This window comes from Chitinophagaceae bacterium (genome assembly GCA_030053935.1).
Classification (GTDB): Bacteria; Bacteroidota; Bacteroidia; order Cytophagales; family JASGCU01; genus JASGCU01.
Genome location: JASGCU010000002.1, coordinates 1 through 18,630, shown reverse-complemented (window position 1 = coordinate 18,630; position 18,630 = coordinate 1). Strand labels below are relative to the sequence as shown.

Sequence of the window (18,630 nt, the reverse complement as noted above, 5' to 3'; positions counted from 1 at the left end):
CAGGCAATTCCATTTTTTGAATATTTTATTACAAATATACTAAAATATAACTAAATTATTATTTTGTTTATAACAATTTTTTTATAAGATACTAAATAGTTGCTTATTTTTCTATATTGGCAATTAGCAAAATGAGTATTATAATGAGCAACATTAATATTTATATATCCTTGTTAAGGAGCAATTGTTCATTTGTTTTCAGATAAGAGACAAAAGTGTTCGGATTAGGATATATTATAAGAATAGAATATTTATTTGATAAGATAAGAAATCAAAAAAGCACAATTCGAAATTTTACAGAAACAAAATAATGTAGAAGCAACAATTTTTAACTATCCTACCGGTATTCAAACTCTAAGAGCATGTATAATAAAAGATTAGTAAAACATGAAATGCCGAAAAAGTTGAAAAACCCATTCTCGGATTAGAAAAATTTATAAAAAATGCTTTTTATTCTTATTTAAAACTAATTTTGAAGTAATTTTAAGAACAAAAATAAACAGTATAAATAAATTATACATTTTTAGGGCAAACATATCTTAATTTATAGGTATATAAAAAAGAGTTTTCAGAGAGGGATCAAATTTAAAAAACTACATAACTTGCTTTTTACTTATTTCTTTCAAAAGATAATATGGATCTAGAAAAAGAATTTTCAGATATATTTCAAGAGTATTATCCCGCATTATGTAGATATGCTCTTAAAATAGTAAGAAAAGAAGAACTAGCCGAAGATGTGGTGCAAGAAGTTTTTGTGAATCTGTGGGAAAAAAGAAATAAAATAGATATAGCTATTTCTATAAAATCATATCTTTATACTTCGGTCAGAAACAGATCCATAAACCAATTAAAGCTTCTATTTCAACGAGAGCAAAAAAAAGAAAAAATATATGAAAACATGAATATATCAGAAGATATATCCGATATATTAAAGCAAAATGAATTACAAAATACATACGAAATAGTGCAAGAAGCCATAGAAACACTACCACCAAAATGTAAAATAATATTTCTTTTGAGTAGAGAAGAATATATGACATACGCACTGGTAGCAAAAGAACTTAATATATCTATTAAAACAGTAGAAAATCAAATAATAATAGCATTCAAAAAAATAAGAATATACATTCAAAGTAAAAACCAAAAATAATAAGTGGAATTACATTTTTTAAACACCTTTGATATTGACATAAGAAAACTCCATAGAGGAGATAATACCTTTTCATATACCATACAAAACTCTTTTTTTGAGCACTTTGAAAATGGTATTCTTCATAAAGCAGACGCAAGTGTAGAAGTAGTGCTTCATAAAACAAATGACTACATAAAATCTTCTTTTTTCATAAGAGGAAACCTACCATTTACTTGTGATAGAAGTTTGGAATCATTTTTATATCCTATAGATATTAATGAATATATGTTCATATATTTTGGTGAAGAAGAAAAAGAATTAGAAGACGATTCTATTACCATTTTACATAGTACTTATAAAATTAATATTGCTCAATATATATACTATTATATGGTCTTGGCTGTTCCATTAAAAAAAATACACCCTCGTTATAAATTAGAAGAAGATTCTTCCGCTGAAGAAGTAACGCTTGTGTATACAACAAATACTTTTAAAGAAAAAATAAAATTCCCAATGGGAAATACTTAATAAATTATACACTCATACTCAAAAAACAATACAATGGCTAATCCTAAACGAAGACATTCTAGTACCAGAAGAGATAAAAGAAGGACTCATTATAAAGCAAAAGAAATGCAGTTTGTTATTTGTCCTACTACTAAAACAGCCCATCTATCTCACAGAGCTTTTTGGCAAGACAATAAGCTTTATTATAAAGGGAAAGTAGTTATAGACAAAAATAAAGCATAGATTTTTTCTCTCAAAAAAAGAAAAAAAGATATGAATAAAATCTATGCCGGTATTACAGGGATAAATGGATACGTTCCCGATTATATTCTTACTAATTCTGAATTAGAAACTTTAGTAAATACTAAGGATGAATGGATAGTATCCCGAACGGGAATTCAAGAAAGAAGAATATTAAAAGGAGAGAATAAAGGAAGTTCTGTTATGGGAATAGAAGCAGTAAAGGGTTTATTAGAGAAGACAAATACAAATCCTTTGGAAGTAGATGTTCTTTTATGTGCAACTACAACCCCTGATATGCTTTTTCCGGCTACAGCTAATATCATATCTCATGCTACGGGATTAAAAAACGCTTTTAGTTATGATATTCAAGCGGCATGCTCAGGTTTTTTATATGCTTTTGTTACCGCATCTCAATTTATAGAAACAGGGAGGTATAAAAAAATAATAGTAGTGGGTGTTGATAAAATGTCTTCTATTATTGATTATACAGATAGAAAAACCTGTATTATTTTTGGAGATGGTGGCGGAGCAGTGTTATTAGAGCCCGTGACAGATGGGACGGGATTACAAGATTTTATTTTACATTCCGATGGTGCGGGTGAACAGTATTTACATATGAAAGCAGGTGGTAGTAGAAGACCCGCTAGTTTGGAAACAGTAAATAACAAAGAGCATTTTGTATACCAAGATGGTACGGCTGTCTTTAAACATGCTGTTTATAATATGGCAGATGTGGCATCTCGGATTATGCAAAAAAATAACCTTTCCTCATCAGATATTGCATGGCTGGTTCCTCATCAAGCAAATAAAAGAATTATAGACGCAACAGCAGAAAAAATGGGTATCGGGATGGAAAAAGTAATGCTCAATATTTATAAATATGGGAACACAACCAGCGGAACTATACCTCTTTGTTTATGGGATTACGAAAAACACTTGCAAAAAGGTGATAATCTTATATTTGCTTCTTTTGGAGGAGGATTTACATGGGGGGCCGCTTATGTAAAATGGAGTAAAGATTAATTTCTATGATATCAATGAGTTACTAATTTTATTGTTTTTTCATCCATTGGAGATAGAGAGAGAGAAGCTTTACACTTTCTTTGAGGTAGGCATCTTTTTCTATAGGGTTTTCTGTTGTTTCGGGGGTGATGACTTCTTTTGTTTCTTTCTTTTTCAGAGAATTTGTTAGGTCTTTCAAGTTTTGTTTTTCTTTATTTATTTTATCTTTTTCTTGTTTTCTAATTTCGTAGTGAAGAGATTGATAATTTTTATTTTTTTCTTTTTCTGATATATCTATATCATATTTTAATTCTTGGAAGAGAGGGTCTTTTTTTTCATCTGATGCGTAAATTTTTTGCAATTTTTGAATCATTTGTCCGTTTAATTTATTTTGAGGGGTAAATGTGGTACTTTGAATTTGATCCCATGGAAGTGCTGTTTTTTGAGCACTTTCGCCATTTGTCTCTGCGTCATAAGGGGATAAAAATTCTATGTCTGGTTTTACACCCCTGTGTTGAGTACTACTTCCGGTTACCCTATAAAATTTAGAAAGGGTGAGTTTTATTTGTCCAAATTTTACTCTATTATTGAATTGTATATGAGACATTTGGGCTATTTGTTTTTTTGTTTCCTCGGGGATATATTCTTCTAATCCGATAATTTGTTGTACTGTTCCTTTTCCGTATGTATTTTCTCCCAAAACTATTCCTCTTTTATAATCTTGTATTGCACCTGCAAAAATCTCACTTGCTGATGCACTGAATCTGTTTATGAGAACGCAAAGAGGTCCATCATAGTATACTTTATTATCCTTGTCTTTATTTATGTCTATGTTCCCATAGCTATCTTTTACTTGAACGACAGGTCCTTGGGGGATAAATAAACCGGTGAGATTGACGGCTTCGAATAGAGCTCCTCCCCCGTTGAATCGTAGATCTATGACTATGCCATCTACTTTTTCAGATTCTAATTCTGTGAGAATTCTTTTTACATCGTTGGTTACACTTTTATAATTGGGAACACCGTTTCTATAATCTTCAAAATCAATATAAAAAGAAGGAATAGATACCACTCCTATTTTATAATGGGTATTATTTTCTGTGTAGGGTATTATTTTTTTTGTTGCGGATTCGTCTTCTAGGGTAATTTTCTCTCGGATAAGTTCTATTTCTGTTGTAGTAGTAGGATTAGATACGGGTATTGTTTTGAGACGAACTTTAGTGCCTTTAGGACCGCGGATAAGCTGCACTACTTCGTCTAAACGCCATCCTATTACATCTATAAATTTTCCTGTATCACCTTGTGCAACAGCAATAACTTTATCGTCTTTGTGTATCATTTTGCTTTTATAAGCGGGGCCACCGGTTACTATTTCATAAATGACTGTATGGTCCGCTTGTTGTGTAAGACGGGCACCTATACCCTCTAAGGATTGATTGAGTGCCATGTTAAAATTATCTGAGTTTGCGGGAGAAAAATAGTTACTATGGGGGTCAAAGTTTTCTGTGAAAGCGTTCATAAATATTTGAAAAGCATCTTCGTTATTATACTGTGTTATATTTTTTCTGATGCGAGAATATCTATCATCTAATACTTTTTTTGTGCCTGCCCAATCCTTGCCTTCTAATTTCATCCCTAACATTTGATTTTTAATAGTTTTTCTCCATATTTCATCAAGTTCGGAGTTTGTTTTAGCCCAATTTTCTTTTGAACGGTCTAAGGGAACATTTTCTTGTATGGTAAAATCAGGTTCTTTTTCTAACAGTTCTTTTTTTACATATTCTATTCTTTCTAATACTCTTTGTTGATAGAGACGGAACATTTCAAAGGGAAGGTCTAAATTGCCTGTTTTTATATAATCATCAAATGCAAACTGAAATCTTTGATAAAAATGAACATCGGACTCTAAGAAGTAACTTTTTTGGTTATCCAAATTATCTAAATACATTTCAAAAATTTTTTTGGAAAGGGAATCATCTAATGAGGTTTTTCTATAATGATTATCTGCCATGAGTTGGGATATAATAACCGCTTGGTTACTATGAACTGGTTCCGGAATCAATAATTTTATGCTATCTACTAAGAAAGTGCTTTCTATTTTGTTTTCTCTTGCAGTAATACAAAAAGAAATGGAATAATAGAAGAGCAAAAACAAAATTTTTCTTCCCATCCGTGTTTTATTTATTTTCATCGGTTTTTTATTTATGTAATAAGTTAAAAAAATATATTTATATGTAATGACAATCGGAGATTGAGAAAAGTTGCACGTATGGGTGTATGTTTTTTCTCACTCTTTTATAATGGTGGTTAATTAAAAAATAATAAGATATACATATCCCATTATATTTTTATATTTTAAGAAAAACGAAAGTAAAAAAAGAGATATTTATCTTTAAATTATTGTATTTTCTAAAAAATACTATTTTACAATTTACCAAAACAAGTTTTCAAAAAATAAAAAGATATCGTATTATGATTTTCCCCGAAATGAAACGTAAAGTGTTAGTTATAGGTGCTGGTCCTGCGGGTGCTACTGCCGCATACCTTTTATCAAAAGACATCAATATAGAAGTAACTCTTATAGAAAAATCCTCCGCTATAGGGGGTATGGCACAATCTTTTGAGTTGTTTGAACAAATAGTAGATGTGGGACCACATAGATTTTTTTCTACTGATACCCGAGTGAATAAGTTATGGTTAGAAATAGTGGAAAAAAAATATAAGATGGTGAACAGAAAGACAAGAATTTTTTATAAAAATAAATTTTTTGACTATCCTCTCAAGCCCTTTGATGCTCTCCTAAAACTTGGAATACTTACTACTATTCAATGTGTTATCAGTTATATATATGCGAGAATATTTCCTCATGCGGCAATTCATACTTTTGAAGGATGGGTAAGCAATAGGTTCGGAAAAAAATTATATTCTATTTTTTTTAAATCTTATACTGAGAAATTGTGGGGTATACCTTGCTCGGAGCTGAATGCAGAATTTGCACAGCAGAGAATAAAAAAATTTTCTCTTGGCGAAGCAATTATATCTGCATTTAAACTATCAAAAAAAAAACATAAAACATTGGTAGATGAATTTGCTTATCCCATCGGGGGAAGTGGTTATCCTTATACTAAAATGGTAGAAAAATCTATTCAAAATGGATCAATATTTCTAAAAAACACTTTTGCAACACAAATATCCATCAAACAAAACATACAAGTAACTTTTCAGAACGGTGAAACAAAAACATTTCACCACCTTATCAGTAGTATGCCCATAACAGATTTTTTAAAAATACATATACATACCCCTCAAAATGTTCTAAAAGCAGCCACATCATTAGTATTTAGAAATACTATTATTTTGTATGTAAAAATAAAACAAAAAAACATATTCCAAGACCAATGGCTTTACATACAAGATGAATCTATTAAAACAGGAAGAATAACCAATTTTAATAACTGGATTCCTGAAATCGTTCAAAAGAGTGAAGGAACAATACTCGCAATGGAATATTGGTGCTTCGAATCAGATGAGATATGGAAAATGAATGAACATGATTTATTACATATTGCCACAAAAGACCTTATACATTGTGGATTCATACAGAAACAAGAAGATATAACCGATTTCAAAAAATATAATATCCCTAAATGTTATCCCGTATACTCTCATGATTATAAACCACACTTACATATTATAATAGAATATCTTAACACTCTTCCAAACTTGCAACTCATAGGAAGATACGGATCTTTTAAATATAATAACCAGGACCATTCCATTCTTATGGGAATATTAGCATCCGAAAATATACTCAAAAATGAAAATCATAACCTTTGGAATATAAATACAGATTACGAATACCAAGAATCCAGCAGAATATCAGAAACAGGATTAGTGGAAGAATAAATACTTTTACAATGAACAAATAATTACTTACTCATTACTTTTATGAATATATACACTTTTGCACTCGCTCTTTTTGAACTCTGTGGGTCTTTTCAGCAAATTCCACAACAGGAAAATACAAAACCCATAAGTCACGAGCAATATAACTCTCTCCTTCTAAAATACGTAGATACAGAAGGATGGGTAGATTATGACGGATTGAAAAAACAGAGGGATATATTGAAAAACTATATAAACAGTATTCAAAAAAATCCGCCAAACGATACCCATTGGTCAAAAAATGAACAATTGGCATACTGGATAAATGCCTATAATGCCATCACTCTTGATATTGTATTGGACTATTATCCCATAGAATCTATCAAAGATATTGGTAGTATTATAAAAATTCCTCTCATAAACACCGCATGGGATATTCCTATTAAAATAGGAAATCAAGAAATTACCCTCAATTTTATAGAACATTCTATACTCCGAAAAAAATTTCAAGAACCCCGAATACATTTTGCCATCAACTGTGCTTCTTATTCATGTCCTGCTCTTCGTAATGAAGCATTTATCGCAGCTACATTAGAGACACAACTTCAAGAACAAGCCGTTTCTTTCATCAATGATCCGAAAAGAAATAAAATAAACAAGACAGAAGCACAAATATCTGAATTATTTCAATGGTTCGCTGAAGACTTTACAAGAAAAGGATCCCTTTACCAGTTTCTCAATCTCTATTCTTTCCATACAATACATGATAAGACGAAAATATCCTATTTAAACTATGACTGGAGATTAAACAAAAAAGGAACAAAATAAAAAAACAACAGCAATTATAATACAGGTATCACAAAAACACATAAAATGAGTAGTACTACAATAATCACCTATAATGTGAATGGAATACGGGCAGCAATGGAGAAAGGGCTTATTCATTGGATAAAAGAAATAAATCCCGATATAATTTGCCTCCAGGAAATAAAAGCTCTCAAAGAACAAATAGATATACAAAGTTTTCAAGAATTGGGATACGATTCTTATACTTTCTCCGCTCAAAAAAAAGGATACAGCGGGGTCGCAATACTATCAAAAATAAAACCAACACAAATCGTATATGGATGTCAAATACCATTATCGGATGAGGAAGGGCGTGTGATAACTGCTCATTTTCATAATTTTACCCTTATGAGCGTGTATGCTCCATCCGGAACAACAGGCGATATAAGACAAGATTTTAAAATGGCTTGGTTAGATGACTTTTTTCGTTATATTGCTGATTTCAAAAAAAAATATCCCAATCTTATTATCTGCGGGGATTTTAATATCTGCCATAAAGAAATAGATATTCATAATCCCATATCTAACAAAAACTCTTCGGGATTTTTACCCGAAGAAAGAGAATGGCTCACAAAATTTCTTACAACTGGCTTTGTAGATGCCCTGAGAGTTCTGAACCCTTCTCCTCACCAATATACTTGGTGGAGCTTTAGAGCAAACTCTAGAGAGAAAAATTTAGGATGGAGAATTGACTATCATTTTGTAACTGAAAATATGAAAGAACAGATTCAAAAAGTTACTATCCTCCCAGATGCAAAACATTCTGACCACTGCCCCGTGCTTTTGGAAATAACGGCATAATTTTATTAAAAGTATTGTTAAAAGAGATTAGTAAGTGTAACGTTCTTAAATAGTTGTTTTATTTAGAACAATATTTTATATCTTTACCCACCGTACTCATTAAAGTATATAATTTTATCGTTGGTTATAGTATTTTTTTATATACCCATTTGCATTAATAATTACGACGTGGTACCATATTATTAAGATAAATGAGTATATTTCAAAATAATAAAATCAATTTTAGGACGCACCTTTATAGAACCGACTTAAAAAAAGTAACTCAATAGATACATACATTTTAATTAATCCATATTTTAAATTATTATATCTCATTATGAATATAAATTCATCTACACTCGAAATAGAAATAAAAGAAGCGGAAAACACAGAGGAAAAAATAAGCGGGAGCGAAGCCGTATTAAAATGCTTCATAGAAGAAAACATAGATGTCATTTTTGGATATCCAGGAGGCGCTATAATGCCTATTTATGATGCACTCTATCAATATACAGATAAAATAAAACACTATTTAACCAGACATGAACAAGGAGCGGTGCATGCGGCTCAAGGATATGCAAGAGTAAGTGGAAAAGTCGGAGTTTGCATTGCTACCTCAGGTCCAGGTGCAACAAATCTCATAACAGGTATTGCTGACGCTCAAATAGATTCTACACCATTAGTATGTATAACAGGGCAAGTTCCGTCTCATCTATTAGGAACAGATGCCTTTCAAGAAACAGACGTAATCGGTATTTCTATGCCTGTCACAAAATGGAATTATCAAGTAACCATCCCATCTGAAATTCCACATGCCTTAGCTCGTGCTTTTTACATTGCAAAAAGTGGAAGACCCGGTCCCGTAGTTATAGACATTACTAAAAATGCCCAATTCGGAATGCTTGCATTTTCTTATAAAAAAATAAGTAAAATTAGAAGTTATCACCCCTATCCTCTCATTAATATTTCTAAAATTGAAGAAGCCGCAAATATCATAAACGCAGCTAAAAAACCATTTTGTTTAGTAGGACAAGGTGTCCTTATTTCAAACGCCCAAGAAGAACTCAAAGCTTTTATCGAAAAAACAGGCATTCCCGTTGCATCTACTCTCTTGGGATTATCAGCTATCTCTACTCATCATCCTCTGTATGTAGGATATTTAGGGATGCATGGAAATTACGCTCCTAATATAAAAACAAATGAATGCGATGTACTCATTGCTATAGGGATGCGGTTTGACGATAGGGTAACGGGTAACCTCAAAGAATACGCAAAACAAGCAAAAATTATTCATATAGAAATAGACGAAAGTGAAATAGATAAAAACGTAAAAACAACCGTAGCTATCAACTCAGACATAAAAACGGCTCTCGTCCCTCTTACACAATTAGTTATGTCCAATGAGCATAAAAATTGGCTCCAAGAATTTAAAAAATGCTATGAAATAGAACATCAAAAAGTGATAGAAAAAGATGTTTTTCCCAAAAAAGGAGACATAAAAATGGCAGAAGTTATACAACAACTATCCGAAAAAACAAAAGGAAAAGCAATTATCGTCACAGATGTAGGGCAACACCAAATGGTAGCAGTCCGCTATTACCAATTTGCTGATACCAAAACAAATGTAACCTCTGGCGGCTTAGGAACTATGGGATTTGCTCTACCCGCAGCAATAGGAGCAAAACTCGGAAAACCCGAAAAAGAAGTAATCGCAATCATCGGAGACGGAGGATTTCAAATGACCATACAAGAACTCGGAACTATTTTTCAAAATAATATTCCCGTAAAAATAATAATCCTTAATAATAATTTTTTAGGTATGGTCCGCCAATGGCAACAATTATTTTTTGAAAAAAGATATTCCTTCACAGAATTAGTAAACCCAAACTTCCAACTCATCTCACAAGGCTATGGAATACCTTGTAATAAAATAACCAAAAGAGAAGAAATATCAGATGCCTTAGACACTCTCTTACAAACGAATAACCCTTACCTACTTGAAATAGTGGTAGAAAAAGAAGAAAATGTATTTCCAATGGTTCCCTCAGGCGAATCCGTTTCCAAAATACGTTTAGAATAAGGAAAGTTCTAAATGAGATAATGAAATGAACCAAACAGATGAGAATGATACATGTATTCGAGTGGATTTATTGGTAGAAGAGAGCCACACCAAAAGATATATTGAAATGCAAAACACCCTTGAGATGGATTTTTTAAGAAGCTTATTATATACTCCCTCTAAAATAATTGTATACCATCAAAAATTAAGAAATAATTTTACAAATATTAGTAAAGTAATATCTAATTAGTATTTTAATATTTTAATTTGGGAGCGGCAGTGATTACTTATACAAAGATATAACAAAGGTTACAGGAATAAATAATGATGAGCGATTAATGATAAAGAAAAAGCAGAACTAACAGCAAACGTATCTCCTAAACATAATTTTAAAGAAAAAATATATTCCTTGAATATCATTATATAATAGGATATAGGGATAAAACGTTATCCAAAAAAAAGAGATGAGTGGATTTATATTTTCAAAAATAGTGAGATGGCAGAAAGGTCTACTTCTAAAAGTATAGAAAAATTAAAACAAAAACTGGAAGAGATAAACATCACAGAGGTAGAATACAAAAAATATAATAAACAGAGTGCGTAACCAAGATGCCATGAGAACTACAAGAATAGATGGAAAAATAAAAGAGAAAAGAGAGAGAATCATAAAAGATATCAAAAGAGGAAAACTTACACTTACCGAAATAGCAGAGGACTTTGAGATATTCTTAGATGTTGTTATACCAATAAAAAAAACCTACAAGAATATAAACTACTCTTTATACCCTGCCTAAAAACCCTATATAAACACAGATTGTATGAATGATTTACACAAAATAGAGGCATTAGTATTTGATTTGGGAGGAGTTATTATAGATTTGCATATAGATGCGACCCTCCATTCTTTTCAGCAATTAGGAAAGCATCGACACAGCATAGATTTTTGGAAAAAAATAATGGATTCAGATGAGTGTTTCTTACGCTATGAAAAAGGACTTGTGGAAGATGCTGTTTTTCGAGAAAATATAAGAAATATAATAGAACAAAGTGCTACCGATGCAGAAATTGACACCGCATGGAACGCAATGTTAGGAAAAATACCACCATACAGAATAGAAACTGTTCAAAAATCCCGCAAGTATTTTAAAACCTTTGTTCTCAGCAACACCAATTCTATTCATGAACAAGCGTTTAATCGTATTGTTTTCAATACATTCCAAAAAAATGACCTCCGTTCTTTTTTTGATACAGTATATTTATCCCATCACACAGGATTTAGAAAACCCGAAAAAGAGATTTATAAACTCATCTTAAATGAACATAATCTTTCCCCCGAATCTGTCTTATTTTTTGATGATAAATTAGAAAACCTCAACGCCGCACAAGTATTAGGAATACAAACATTCCACGTTCATACATTAGATAATTGGATTCCTATACTCACTTCCTCTATAGAAATGAAAGAGAATACCGATATAAAAATAATAAAATAAATTTTTTTAATAATTATTAAGATTTATACATACAATGTTATCTACTTTACAAAAAAAATTAGGGAAACCCTATAAAGATTTAGAATTTATATTACTCGCATTACAAGAAGTATTAGAAGAGAATGGAGAGGAAACCATTGCCAAATATATCCCATTGATACATAATGTGGAAATAATAGATGATAATATAACCGAGAAACACATACAACTCTACTCTCTTGTATTTGAAATAATAAACATGGTAGAGGTAAATAGTGCTGTTCAAACCAGAAGACAAAAAGAAGGCGATTCTCTTTCCAGCATAAAAGGATTATGGGCAAGTAATTTTGTAAAATTAAAAGAATCGGGGATAGATCTCACTGAAATAGTAGATAAAATAGCTCAGGTACGAGTTTCACCTGTGTTAACAGCACATCCTACGGAAGCAAAACGTTCTACTGTATTAGAACATCATCGAGAACTATACCTCTTAATAGTAGATTTAGAAAACTCTATGTATAATGCATGGGAACGAGGTAATATCAGACATAATATTAAATTAACTCTCTACCGTCTATGGAAAACAGGGGAGATATTTATTATAAAACCTGATGTAAAATCAGAGCTTAGTAATATTATTCATTATCTCACCAATGTTTTTCCTGAAATTCTCCCAATGTTAGACCGAAGAATGCTCCAAGCATGGAAATATTTAGGGTATAAGACCTCCCTTATCCATGATTCATTTGCCTTTCCTAAAATATCTTTTGGTAATTGGGTAGGAGGAGATAGAGACGGTCACCCATTAGTCACCGATGAGGTTACCGAAGAAACTCTGTATACTTTACGACTCAATGCCTTAGTAGTTATAAGAAGAAAATTGGTCACCCTTTTGAAGCATTCCAGTTATGCCTGTAGTTTAGAACATTCTTATCATCCAATGCAAGCAAGAGTAACGGAAATGCTGCAATCTTTAGACAAAACACATACCTTTATCTATCAAAATAATGGAGAAGCATTTCGACAGTTTATATATCTTATGATTGCTAAACTCCCCTTAGATACAAAACGAGACCATGCCACAGAACTTGCTGACTTCAAAGGAGCATATACCAACGCCGATGAACTCCATAATGACCTCCTTCTTTTGAAAAAAAGCATGATCCATTTTGGAGCGAAATCTTCTGCTCACGATGAAGTGACCAATGTTATCAGATGTGTAGATACATTTGGGTTTCATCTCGCGGAGTTAGATATTCGGCAAAATAGCACCTTTCATGATAACGCAATGGCTCAAATAATGAACATAGCAGGACTGAACGGAAATAGCTTTTTGACATGGAATGAAGCCAAAAGAATCGCTTTCATAAACGATGAATTGAGTACTCTCCGCCCTTTTATTTATAAAAACGCCCTTTTGCAAGAACATTCCAAGGCGGTCATCTCTTCTTACAATGTTGTTGAAAAACACATAAAAAAATACGGAACCGCAGGAATAGGAAGTTTTATTGTGAGTATGACAAGAAGTGTCTCCGACCTACTCATAGTGTATATCCTAGCTCGAGAAGCGGGATTAACTATTCACACCGAGGAAGGTGCCGTATGTATCATCCCCGTTGTTCCTTTATTAGAAACAATAGAAGACCTTGCTAACGGACCCCGTATCTTGAAAGAGTTTTTGGAGCACCCTTTTACCCAAAGAAGTATTCGTTATATACAAAAACAAAAAAAAGAAACTCGCCCTGTGCAACAAGTTATGGTAGGATATAGCGATAGCAACAAAGACGGAGGAATTATTGCTAGTCAATGGAATCTATACAAAGCACAGTTCCTCCTTCATCAAGTAGCCCAAGAAACAGAAGTATCCATTCGCTTTTTTCACGGAAAAGGTGGCTCTATTAGTAGAGGTGCGGGACCTACTCATTATTTTATATACGCCCTTCCTCATAGCACTCTCAACGGAGATGTGCGGTTGACAGAACAAGGGGAAACCATCGCTCAAAAATATGCAAATAAAGTCAATGCCGAGTATAATATGGAATTATTAGTATCCAGTGCCGTAGCCCAAAGTATATTAGATACCTATTCTCCAAAAAAAATGCACCCACTCGCTTCCCTATTAGACATCATATCAAGAGAAAGCCAAGCACACTATCAAAAACTCATCCAAGAAGAAGGATTTATTAATTTTTTTAGAGAAGTTACCCCCATAGATGCCATAGAAATGTCTCGCATAGGTTCCCGACCCTCTAGAAGAACAGGTACTGCCTCGCTCCAAGACTTGCGAGCTATTCCATGGGTGTTCGCTTGGAATCAAGCAAGATTCAACATGACTAGTTGGTATGGCATAGGCACTACCCTTCATAATATGAAAATAAATAACACATCGGAATACACTACTTTAAAAAATGCTGCCAAAACAGATAACTTTATCCGTTATATATTTACGAACGTAGATACCAGTTTGGCGGCAAGTGATGAGACCATTATGCAACAATACGCATCTTTGGTTACCGATATATTTATCAAAGACAAATTTATTTCTCTTTTCTTAGAAGAACTGAGTAAAACCAAACAGGCATTAAAGGAATTGTTAGACCGTGATATGAAAGAAAGACGAGAACAACACTATTACTCCAGCCAACTCCGTGCTTCTCTTATGAAACCTATCCATACAAAGCAGATACTTTTGCTCAAAAAATGGAGGCAGGAGAAAAAAGAAGGAAATCCGCAAGCAGAAAATACCCTCTTAGAAATACTTATCAGTATCAACGCTATTGCAGGAGCAATGCGAAACACAGGTTGATTAGATTTTTTTTAATTATGAAATTAAAAAGATAAGATGTATATTATTATTTATATAAAGTATACTCTATAATCACAAATATTTTTGAAAACGAAAATAATTTAGGTGAAAAATGAGAGTGTCCGAAAAGTTGCTTTTAGTACGTTTGTAGTTTTGTAACCCTTTGATTATCAGTAGGTTTAAAATTAAATATTTGTGTAAAAAGAACTTTTCGGATACCCTCATTTATTATACTTTATATAAAAATTACTAAGAAACCTCTACAAAACAAAAATGACTGAAAACTAACAATGAAGAGTTTGCTTGCAGACACTATTTAGGCTATTCTACGGTGACTGACTTGGCAAGATTTCTCGGTTGGTCTACATTACAACCCCGTAAAATAGCAATATGATAAGCAAGGAGTTGGAGGGGTATTACGGATATGATGGGAGAGAATATTTCGTGTACTTTTGGGATTTCTATGGTATAGTCGGCAATAGTATCTAAATTTTTGTCATTTTCTGTTATTATGGCAATAACCTTTCCTTTTCGTGCTTTTACTTCTTGAATGTTGGAAAGTATTTTTTGATAGGAAGAATCTTTTGGTGCGATAAAAACTACGGGCATCTCTGTATCAATAAGAGCAATAGGTCCGTGTTTCATTTCTGCAGCGGGATACCCCTCAGCGTGTATGTAGGATATTTCTTTTAATTTTAAAGCTCCCTCTAAGGCAACAGGAAAATTTGTTCCTCTCCCTAAGTAGATAAAGTTTTTTGCATTATAAAATTGTTTTGCAATATGTTGTATGGCATCATTATTTTGTAAAACGTTTTTTATTTTATCGGGAAGAGTGTGTAATTCATACAAAAGCTCTCTGTATTTACTATCCAAAAGAGTTCCTTTTCTGTGTGCGATTCTCAATGCTATCATTATTAAAACTAGTACCTGCGCTGTAAATGCTTTTGTAGAGGCGACTCCTATTTCTGGACCCGCATGAAGATATACCCCTTCATTAGTAATACGAGCTATGGAGGAGCCTACTGCGTTTACTACTCCGAGAATAATAGCACCTTTTGATTTTGCTAATTCTAATGCGGCAAGGGTGTCTGCTGTTTCCCCGCTTTGTGATATAGCAATAATGATATCACCTTCTTTGATGATAGGGTTTCGGTATCTAAATTCTGATGCGTATTCTACTTCTACGCATATACGACAATATTCTTCTATAATATACTCAGCGATGAGACCTGCATGCCAAGAAGTTCCACAGGCTACAATAGTGAGTTTTTCTGATTGGGTAATTTGGTCTGCATATTCTCTTATGCCTCCTAAAAATAAACTTGCTTCTTCTATTTTTAATCTTCCTCTCATACAGTTAGCAATAGAAATGGGTTGTTCAAAAATTTCTTTGAGCATAAAATGCTCATACCCCCCTTTTTCTAATGCTTCTAGGGAGAGTTCTATGGTATTTATATAAGGAGTGTGTATTTCATTTTTTAAATTTTTTATAGTCAAGATATTGTTTTTTATTTCTGCGACTTCTTCATCGTCTAAATAGACAATTTCTTTGGTATATTCTATTATGGGGGAGGCATCGGATGCGATAAAAAACTCATCTTTTCCAACTCCTATCAGAAGTGGGCTTCCTTTTCTGGCGGCTATTAAAGTGTCGGGTTCGTTTTTATCTAAAACTACTATGGCGTATGCTCCTGCTACCTGACAAAGAGCAAGGCGGACGGCTTCGTAGAGGTTACATTTTTCGGTTGATTTTATGTCTTCTATAAAATGAATCAAAACCTCTGTGTCTGTGTCACTTTGAAAGACAAAACCTTTTGATGTAAGATTTTGTTTTATAGAATAATAATTTTCAATAATCCCATTATGTACGATAAGCATAGAGCCAGAACGGGAAATATGCGGATGCGCATTCACGTCGTTTGGTTCCCCGTGTGTAGCCCAACGAGTATGTCCTATACCAATGGTCCCATTGGTATTTTTTCCGATGAGAAATGTCTCTAAGTCCGAAACTTTTCCTTTTTTTTTATATAAAAGCAATTCTTCTTTTTCTGCATCGTATATTCCTATTCCGGCACTGTCATAACCTCTGTATTCTAATCGTTTTAATCCTTTTAACAGAATAGGAAATGTTTTTCTTTTTCCTACGTATCCAACTATTCCGCACATATTTGTTATCTTAAGGTTTATATTTATTGTGAGTAGTATTTTTAATAGATATATTTTGAGCAATTTTTTTTGCTATTTCCATAAAACAATCTGAAATGAACCCTTCTTTCATACTAAGAGGATAACCGCTATCGGCAGATTCGCGGAGTGATTGGACTAATGGGATTTCCCCTAAAAAAGGGATTTTATGTTTTTCTGCTAATTGTTTTCCTCCATTTTTTCCAAAAATATAATATTTGTTATCAGGGAGTTCTTCGGGGGTAAAATAAGCCATATTTTCAATAATTCCTAATATAGGAACTTGTATTTGTGGCTGTTGAAACATTGCTACGGCTTTATTTGCATCGGTAATTGCTACTTTTTGAGGAGTAGTAACAATAACTGCTCCTGTTACAGAGACGGTTTGCACTAAAGTAATGTGAATATCGCTGGTCCCCGGAGGAAGGTCTATAAAAAGATAATCCAATTCACCCCAATCGGTATCTCCAAAAAATTGTTTTAATGCGGAGCTTGCCATAGGTCCTCTCCATACAACTGCATTTTCAGGGGAAGATAAAAAACCTATGGATATAAGTTTTATTCCGTATTGCTCTATAGGGACAATCATATTTTTTCCATTTTTTTGGATGATACCTGGCTGTTCATACTCGCAATGAAATAAGGTAGGGATAGACGGTCCAAATATATCCGCATCTATAAGCCCTACTTTTGCTCCCGTGCGGGCTAAGCAGATAGCAAGATTGGCAGTAACAGTGCTTTTCCCGACGCCTCCTTTTCCCGAAGCTATAGCAATAATATTTTTACAGGAAGTAAGCATTGCCGAAGGGGCTCCTCCAACTACAGAGGAACCCATTTCTATTTCTAATTCGTAATCATTTCCTATTTCTTCTGTTACCGCATCTATAATTTTTCCTTTTATAAACTCTTTAAGGGGGCAGGCGGGTGTAGTAAGTACTATCTCTATAGATATGTGTTTATTTTTTACTTCTACTTTTTTTACCATATTCAGGCTTACCAAGTCCTTTTTCAAATCAGGATCTTCTACCTTTTGTAATGCTTTATAAATTTGCTCACGAGTATTCATCCTATTTTATTTTTAAATGATCCGTTCCTAAAATAACCCTTTTTTTCTAATAATCCGTTTTCCATGTTCTTGGTTGAAATTTACTATCATTTACAACTTTTACATTCTCTCCATTCTGACATAGCACATACAAACCTTTTTTGCAGGCATATATATCGGCATCATTTTTTACGACCATTCCTGCAATAGCACCATAAAAGCTCATCCCACTCAAGTCCATTCCTTTTGGTCCCACTGCTTTTATCTTTTCTAATCGCTCTATATGTTCGTCAACGTCTTCTGGCTTTAAAGTAGTTTTTACTTCTACAGCCACAAAGATATTGGTATTTACCATCAGTAAGTCCACTTCATAATACCGTTGGTCATTCTTAAAACCCTTTATGCTCTCGTAAATAGTTTCTATTGGTATTCCTTTTGCTCTCAATAATTCCATAAGTTTCGGCTCTACCATTTCAACAGCAAAGTTCCCTAAGGTATCAGTAACACCAGCAATCTTTTTATTAAGTTCTTGAGTGCTTTTTTCTGCTGCTTCTCTACTTTTTTTCATTTCTTCTTCAAACTCTGCTCGTTGTTTTTCTAATTTTGCGTCGAACTCTGCTTGGCGTTTTTCTGCTTCCGCTTGGCGTTTTTCTGCTGCTTCTGCTTGGC

The 18,630-nt window shown here is 33.0% G+C and carries 15 protein-coding genes; 11 read left to right on the top strand and 4 right to left on the bottom strand.

Features of this window, described 5'->3' with window-relative positions:
- The first annotated feature begins 634 nt into the window (after positions 1-634).
- From QM536_00260 to QM536_00245, 4 genes are read left to right on the top strand one after another with little or no spacing between them, the layout of a single operon-like run.
- A complete protein-coding gene (locus QM536_00260) occupies positions 635-1,150 on the top strand; it encodes an RNA polymerase sigma-70 factor (protein MDI9355449.1) in 516 nt (171 codons plus the stop codon).
- Positions 1,151-1,153: 3 nt separating this feature from the next.
- Positions 1,154-1,660, top strand: a complete 507-nt coding sequence (locus tag QM536_00255; GenBank protein MDI9355448.1) for a DUF177 domain-containing protein — start codon at positions 1,154-1,156, stop codon at positions 1,658-1,660.
- Positions 1,661-1,693: 33 nt separating this feature from the next.
- A complete protein-coding gene (gene rpmF / locus QM536_00250) occupies positions 1,694-1,882 on the top strand; it encodes a 50S ribosomal protein L32 (GenBank protein ID MDI9355447.1) in 189 nt (62 codons plus the stop codon).
- A gap of 30 nt (positions 1,883-1,912) precedes the next feature.
- On the top strand, positions 1,913-2,905 hold the full coding sequence (locus QM536_00245) for a beta-ketoacyl-ACP synthase III (GenBank protein MDI9355446.1): 993 nt from the start codon (positions 1,913-1,915) through the stop codon (positions 2,903-2,905).
- 28 nt (positions 2,906-2,933) lie between these two features.
- Here the strand turns inward: QM536_00245 and QM536_00240 are convergent, their stop codons facing one another.
- Positions 2,934-5,075, bottom strand: coding sequence for a carboxy terminal-processing peptidase (locus QM536_00240; protein ID MDI9355445.1), 2,142 nt, complete (start codon positions 5,073-5,075; stop codon positions 2,934-2,936).
- Between the two features lie 209 nt (positions 5,076-5,284).
- On the opposite strand from QM536_00240, the gene QM536_00235 reads away from it, so the two are divergent.
- From QM536_00235 to QM536_00205, 7 genes are all read left to right on the top strand, one after another.
- The gene (locus QM536_00235; GenBank protein MDI9355444.1) at positions 5,285-6,790 is read left to right on the top strand and encodes an NAD(P)-binding protein; all 1,506 of its coding nucleotides are present in this window, start codon (positions 5,285-5,287) and stop codon (positions 6,788-6,790) included.
- 42 nt (positions 6,791-6,832) lie between these two features.
- Positions 6,833-7,597: a DUF547 domain-containing protein gene (locus QM536_00230; protein MDI9355443.1), complete on the top strand. Its 765-nt coding sequence runs from the start codon at positions 6,833-6,835 to the stop codon at positions 7,595-7,597.
- Positions 7,598-7,642: 45 nt separating this feature from the next.
- Positions 7,643-8,416 carry an exodeoxyribonuclease III gene (locus tag QM536_00225; GenBank protein MDI9355442.1) on the top strand — a complete coding sequence of 258 codons (774 nt, stop codon included), beginning with the start codon at positions 7,643-7,645 and terminating at the stop codon, positions 8,414-8,416.
- Positions 8,417-8,732: 316 nt separating this feature from the next.
- On the top strand, positions 8,733-10,475 hold the full coding sequence (gene ilvB, locus QM536_00220) for a biosynthetic-type acetolactate synthase large subunit (GenBank protein MDI9355441.1): 1,743 nt from the start codon (positions 8,733-8,735) through the stop codon (positions 10,473-10,475).
- Positions 10,476-11,050: 575 nt separating this feature from the next.
- Positions 11,051-11,248 (top strand): hypothetical protein, encoded by a 198-nt coding sequence (locus QM536_00215; GenBank protein MDI9355440.1) that lies wholly within the window; start codon positions 11,051-11,053, stop codon positions 11,246-11,248.
- A 24-nt stretch (positions 11,249-11,272) separates the two neighbouring features.
- Positions 11,273-11,947, top strand: coding sequence for an HAD family phosphatase (locus QM536_00210; GenBank protein MDI9355439.1), 675 nt, complete (start codon positions 11,273-11,275; stop codon positions 11,945-11,947).
- Positions 11,948-11,981: 34 nt separating this feature from the next.
- Entirely contained in the window at positions 11,982-14,732 is a 2,751-nt protein-coding gene (locus QM536_00205) for a phosphoenolpyruvate carboxylase (GenBank protein ID MDI9355438.1), read from the top strand.
- Between the two features lie 321 nt (positions 14,733-15,053).
- Here the strand turns inward: QM536_00205 and glmS are convergent, their stop codons facing one another.
- From glmS to QM536_00190, 3 genes are all read right to left on the bottom strand, one after another.
- Positions 15,054-16,898, bottom strand: a complete 1,845-nt coding sequence (gene glmS, locus QM536_00200; GenBank protein ID MDI9355437.1) for a glutamine--fructose-6-phosphate transaminase (isomerizing) — start codon at positions 16,896-16,898, stop codon at positions 15,054-15,056.
- 10 nt (positions 16,899-16,908) lie between these two features.
- The gene (locus QM536_00195) at positions 16,909-17,982 is read right to left on the bottom strand and encodes an Mrp/NBP35 family ATP-binding protein (GenBank protein ID MDI9355436.1); all 1,074 of its coding nucleotides are present in this window, start codon (positions 17,980-17,982) and stop codon (positions 16,909-16,911) included.
- 46 nt (positions 17,983-18,028) lie between these two features.
- On the bottom strand, positions 18,029-18,630 hold a 602-nt coding region (locus QM536_00190), incomplete at its 5' end, for a small VCP/p97-interacting protein (protein ID MDI9355435.1).

Excerpts from the sequence above, each read along its gene's own strand:
- QM536_00260 (MDI9355449.1), top strand. The coding sequence starts at position 635 with ATGGATCTAGAAAAAGAATTTTCAGATATATTTCAAGAGTATTATCCC.
- rpmF (MDI9355447.1), top strand. The coding sequence starts at position 1,694 with ATGGCTAATCCTAAACGAAGACATTCTAGTACCAGAAGAGATAAAAGA.
- QM536_00245 (MDI9355446.1), top strand. The coding sequence starts at position 1,913 with ATGAATAAAATCTATGCCGGTATTACAGGGATAAATGGATACGTTCCC.
- QM536_00240 (MDI9355445.1), bottom strand. The coding sequence starts at position 5,075 with ATGAAAATAAATAAAACACGGATGGGAAGAAAAATTTTGTTTTTGCTC.
- QM536_00230 (MDI9355443.1), top strand. The coding sequence starts at position 6,833 with ATGAATATATACACTTTTGCACTCGCTCTTTTTGAACTCTGTGGGTCT.
- QM536_00225 (MDI9355442.1), top strand. The coding sequence starts at position 7,643 with ATGAGTAGTACTACAATAATCACCTATAATGTGAATGGAATACGGGCA.
- ilvB (MDI9355441.1), top strand. The coding sequence starts at position 8,733 with ATGAATATAAATTCATCTACACTCGAAATAGAAATAAAAGAAGCGGAA.
- QM536_00210 (MDI9355439.1), top strand. The coding sequence starts at position 11,273 with ATGAATGATTTACACAAAATAGAGGCATTAGTATTTGATTTGGGAGGA.
- QM536_00205 (MDI9355438.1), top strand. The coding sequence starts at position 11,982 with ATGTTATCTACTTTACAAAAAAAATTAGGGAAACCCTATAAAGATTTA.
- glmS (MDI9355437.1), bottom strand. The coding sequence starts at position 16,898 with ATGTGCGGAATAGTTGGATACGTAGGAAAAAGAAAAACATTTCCTATT.
- QM536_00195 (MDI9355436.1), bottom strand. The coding sequence starts at position 17,982 with ATGAATACTCGTGAGCAAATTTATAAAGCATTACAAAAGGTAGAAGAT.